A 4,289-nucleotide genomic window follows, 5' to 3' on the forward strand; every position below is an offset into this window, starting at 1 on the left:
AGCGAAGTACCGAAGCGAAGCGCAGTGCGGAATGCCCCGACCCTTGCGCAGCAAGGGGCACGCCCAAAAAAATAAAATCCTTAAACAAAACCATAAAACACATCACATCACACACCGTAAAACATTCGGTATGACCAACTGCCGACTAGGAACTATATTGATAGAAGTATAGCCCTCACTGTGATAAATTCGGATAGCATCCACTTTACTGTTAATTATTTTTTGTAGCTCATCAGGCATGATGATATAATTCGCATAATACTCCGTTCCGCCGTAGTATCGTCTTCCGTTATCTTCCTTGATACACTTTAACGTAATAATCTCACCACTGACAAGCGCGATTTTGAGCTCATCACCTTTTTTGATACTGTACCGAGTAGGAAAACGTTCCTGAATAAGCAAACCTATTCCGATAAAACCATCCACATTCTTACCTTTTACATACAAATACGGTTGAGGACCACGCGTATTGAGCGTTTGCTGTCTAGTAATCCGAGTGGGAGTTTTAGAAAACTTATCTATTTCATTTTTTTCATAACGACAATTTTGAGCAAAAGTAAAACTTGCAAAAACTACCGCAAATACAGTAACTAACTTCATACCAAAGCAAAATTACACAAGCCGTGCCAATCCATACAAATTCACAAAATCGCTACTATTACGCTAAGCTATTCCCATTTCTGATTTTTTAATTTTTATTTCATCTATATATCTTTGATTGTCAAGAGCATTTTCTTGATAAAATTGTATAGCCATGTCTAAAATTTGACTGTTTTTAGTTTCTATGCCTACATCCTTGTAAATATGTCCCATAATAGTAGACCAACCTTTGTGCTCGGGCAATTTTTGTTTGAATTTGTTTAATTCATCAATAGCAGCAAAAGCATCTTTTGTAGTTTTGTATAATGCCCAAGCATAATATTCGCCCACCCAAGCAAATTCTTCAGAAATAGAGTCCTTAAAATGCTCTTGGTATTGCTGGACTACTGTATCATAATTTTGTTGCTCAAAAGCTGTTTTATAGTTTTGAAAAAGCTGCTCTATCTTTTGATAGTGTTCTTCGGAGCTATTTTGATAGTAACTAAGCGCAAAGTCATACCATTTTTTCCAAGCCGCATAGTGTCCTTTGAGTAAATAAAAGCGAGGGGAATCCGTAATAGGCGCGTATTGTTGAAGTGTTTCCCAAACTTTTTCTTTGGTAGCAGGATGCTGCCATAAGCTCCACAGGTAGTAATATAACTCCGTTTCCGAAGGATTATGTTTAGCTAAACGTTGTTCAAAAATTTGAATAGATTTTATAAATTCCCCTCGATGATACGCTTTCATAAATTCCTCTACGGCAGCCGAACGCTCTTCAATAGCTCTTTGCATCATCTCCTGTGCTAAGATAGATTCAGATTTGTACGTGATATAAGACCCTATCCAATATCCTTGACCGTAGGTAATCCAAGCAATGTCAAAGCTATTTTTCCAATACTCTCTTATGCTATCTTCGGGATAGTAGTCTGATTTTTCTATTTCTTGAATGGTAATTTTAGGATTCTTTTGGCAGAGTGCTACCCAGCGATTAGCACCATATACCAAGTCTGTGATAATCAGCTTTTGTTCTTTTATGTTTTTGACAAATGCTCTATCAAGCTCCGATGTACTAAACCAACTTACTTGATTGATTACGCCTTTGGACGCTATCAATATCCAAAAACCATTTCCATACGCTAATGTAGTAGGTTGATAACCTTCTAAATGAGCTTGTTGAATGTGTTTTTCAGGAAACTCGGAAGTTACAAACATTTTTTGCTCTTTTAATCCTGTTTGAAAAGTCATTACGGTAATCCACGCGTGCGTGTATTGACTAGTAGCATAGGCACACATACATGTAACCGCATATCCTTTTGATTGGTATTCTTCAATTTTATTTCCATCAGGAAAGTCTTGGCTGCTAAAAATGACTTGGTTACCCCAACCTGTACCTTTTTCAAAAAGCAAATGGAATATACCCGCTCCGTATGAGATTTGTGTAAGTGTATAGCCTTCTAAACGGGCATTACGAATAGCATCTTCTGCTATTTTCCAACTATCACAGATTTGAAAAGATTGATGACTTCTTTTTTCAGTTATCATGTTCAAAGTTAAAAAACAAAAGCAAATTCTTTTATATCACGTACAACCTCAACGCAGCTGTCATTTACTTTTTGAAAATTTTAGCAAATTTTACAGGATAGGGAATATCGCTAACCTTACCTTGTTTTAGATTTTCTAATTTGCTTCGAATCAAGGTTTTTTTGAAAGGTGAAAGATAGTCAATAAACAGTTTGCCTTCAATATGGTCATACTCATGCTGAATAATTCGTGCGGGAATATCATTGAAGGTTTCTATATGTTCTTGAAAATGCTCATCAAAATAGCGAATAGTGATTGTATCTAAGCGAGTTACTTCTGCTCTTACGTCAGGAATGCTCAAGCACCCTTCTTTGAACGCCCATTCTTTTCCTGTTTGATTAAGCATTTCTGCGTTAATAAAAACTTTTTTTAGACCTTTATATTTCTCATCAAACTGCCCCGCATCTATTACAAATAGTCTAATAGATAAGCCTATTTGAGGTGCGGCTAAACCCACTCCATTTGCGTTATACATAGTGTCAAACATATCTTGAATAAGCTGGTCTAAGTGCGGATATTGAGGACTTATAGGTTTAGCTTTTTCTCTCAAAACCGTGTTACCCAAAATGTAAATAGGTAATATCATAAGTTATTGGATTTTTGTATAAATTACTCTCAATCTTGGTCGGCGTTGTATATCAGGCGATTGTGAACCGTGAATAATCGTACGGGCTACATCTGTTTCAGGGCTACCAAAATAGCCTAAAGGTCGGATAATTATTCCATTGTTTTTCAATTTTCCAATGATAACTGCTTGTAAATAGTCGGTTAAATTAAGTGTATAGCGTTTGTGTAAGCTATCGTAGGTAACGGAGGATGCACCAAGAATTAAAATACTGTCTTTTCTTTTAGCAGTAGAACCTGCATGATAAGCCCCTAAATAGCGGCTGGGCTTAAAAAAATTTACATCGTCGGCATAAATTGTAAGCTCTGCTTTGTTGATAGCCATGTTTTTGAGGTTTTCAATATTCAAAATTTTGAGATACATTTCGTTGAGAACACCTGTTTGTAAATAAGAAAACTGTGTAGAGCTATTAGGTGGAGTAGTACTGCGTTTAAAAGTATTGTATCGGGCTATAGCAGGGTTATTAAAAGGAAAATCGTAGCTGGCGGTACTATCTACCATGCTGTTGTCGCTTTTTTTCTTGATTTTGTAATATAGTACTATTCGTGAAGCTGGTGAAGTTACATTAAATATAGCAACTACTCCTGGGGCAGCCGTAGAATTAGTCTCAAAAGCTAAACCTTTGAAGTAATTTTGAGTGAAGGTAGTAGCGGTAGCAAAGTTAGCGGGGTTTGTGGCGTTATCAGTTAGTAATTTTTGTCCAAAGCTATCTGCTAAGCGAATACGCAAAATAGAGCGTAGAATTGTTTTTTTAGTGGGGTCTTTTCGGTTGATAATAGTATCTATTTTTTGCGGGCGGATTAGAATAGGTGCGGGAGTAGCCGCATCGTTGATTAGATTGTTTCCTGTGGTATTTTTAGGTGCAGAGTAGCTGTAATATGTGCCTTGCTTGTAGATAGTATCTGTGATTTCTTTGATAGAGAGTTGTAGGGGGGTATTAGCCGTATCTCCGTAGTAATGTGCGTACTGCAAAAATAAGACTATTGAGTCCAAAACAGTGTAATTTTCGTTGTTATCTATTGCAAAAATAGGGTTACTACCTGTTAGCCATAGTTGTGTATAGAAATTAGCAGTGGTAGTTCCAAAATAGGTATCTGTGTATTGACCTATTACGGCGTAGTTCCATTCATCTGTGCGAAGGGTATCGCGAGCTATGCTTTGAGTTTCAAAGTTAAAGGTATCTATTACATTAGCGCTGATGATATCATCTTGGGGTTGTATTACGGCACCTGTGTTGTTCGGTTTTTCGCATGCCCAAAACACTAAAATTAACACTATCCCAATAAGTTTTGGTATGTGTTTCATGTATTTTGCAAAGGTAAGAAAATTGTCTTTAACTGCTTTGCCCAAACTGACTACATTCAGCATTTAGATTGTGAAGTATGGCAATCAATATCGAGAAAAATTGAATTTTTTGATTTTATGGATTATTTTTTGGGCGTGTCCTTGTGGGCGTTTCGCTTGCGCTCATGCCCACAAGGTCGGCGTGCTACGGGCTACGCTT

General features: G+C 37.0%; 5 protein-coding genes. 1 reads left to right on the top strand and 4 read right to left on the bottom strand.

All coding sequences use genetic code 11. The features are described 5' to 3' along the window. Nucleotides 1-102 precede the first annotated feature (102 nt). The 4 genes from NZ519_12615 to NZ519_12630 all read right to left on the bottom strand — a co-directional run bounded on the left by NZ519_12615 (nucleotide 103) and on the right by NZ519_12630 (nucleotide 4,090). Nucleotides 103-600 (bottom strand): hypothetical protein, encoded by a 498-nt coding sequence (locus tag NZ519_12615; GenBank protein ID MCS7029597.1) that lies wholly within the window; start codon nucleotides 598-600, stop codon nucleotides 103-105. 63 nt (nucleotides 601-663) lie between these two features. Then, the gene (locus NZ519_12620; protein MCS7029598.1) at nucleotides 664-2,121 is read right to left on the bottom strand and encodes a hypothetical protein; all 1,458 of its coding nucleotides are present in this window, start codon (nucleotides 2,119-2,121) and stop codon (nucleotides 664-666) included. 64 nt (nucleotides 2,122-2,185) lie between these two features. Beyond that, nucleotides 2,186-2,746, bottom strand: a complete 561-nt coding sequence (gene def / locus NZ519_12625) for a peptide deformylase (protein MCS7029599.1) — start codon at nucleotides 2,744-2,746, stop codon at nucleotides 2,186-2,188. Between the two features lie 3 nt (nucleotides 2,747-2,749). Then, complete coding sequence (locus NZ519_12630) at nucleotides 2,750-4,090, bottom strand: DUF4270 domain-containing protein (GenBank protein MCS7029600.1); 1,341 nt, start codon at nucleotides 4,088-4,090, stop codon at nucleotides 2,750-2,752. On the opposite strand from NZ519_12630, the gene NZ519_12635 reads away from it, so the two are divergent. After that, a partial coding sequence (locus NZ519_12635; GenBank protein ID MCS7029601.1) for a hypothetical protein occupies nucleotides 4,082-4,289 on the top strand: 208 nt, incomplete at its 3' end. The two genes, NZ519_12630 and NZ519_12635, sit on opposite strands and share 9 nt — an antisense overlap.

The organism is Bacteroidia bacterium, assembly GCA_025056095.1.
GTDB lineage: Bacteria > Bacteroidota > Bacteroidia > JANWVE01 > JANWVE01 > JANWVE01.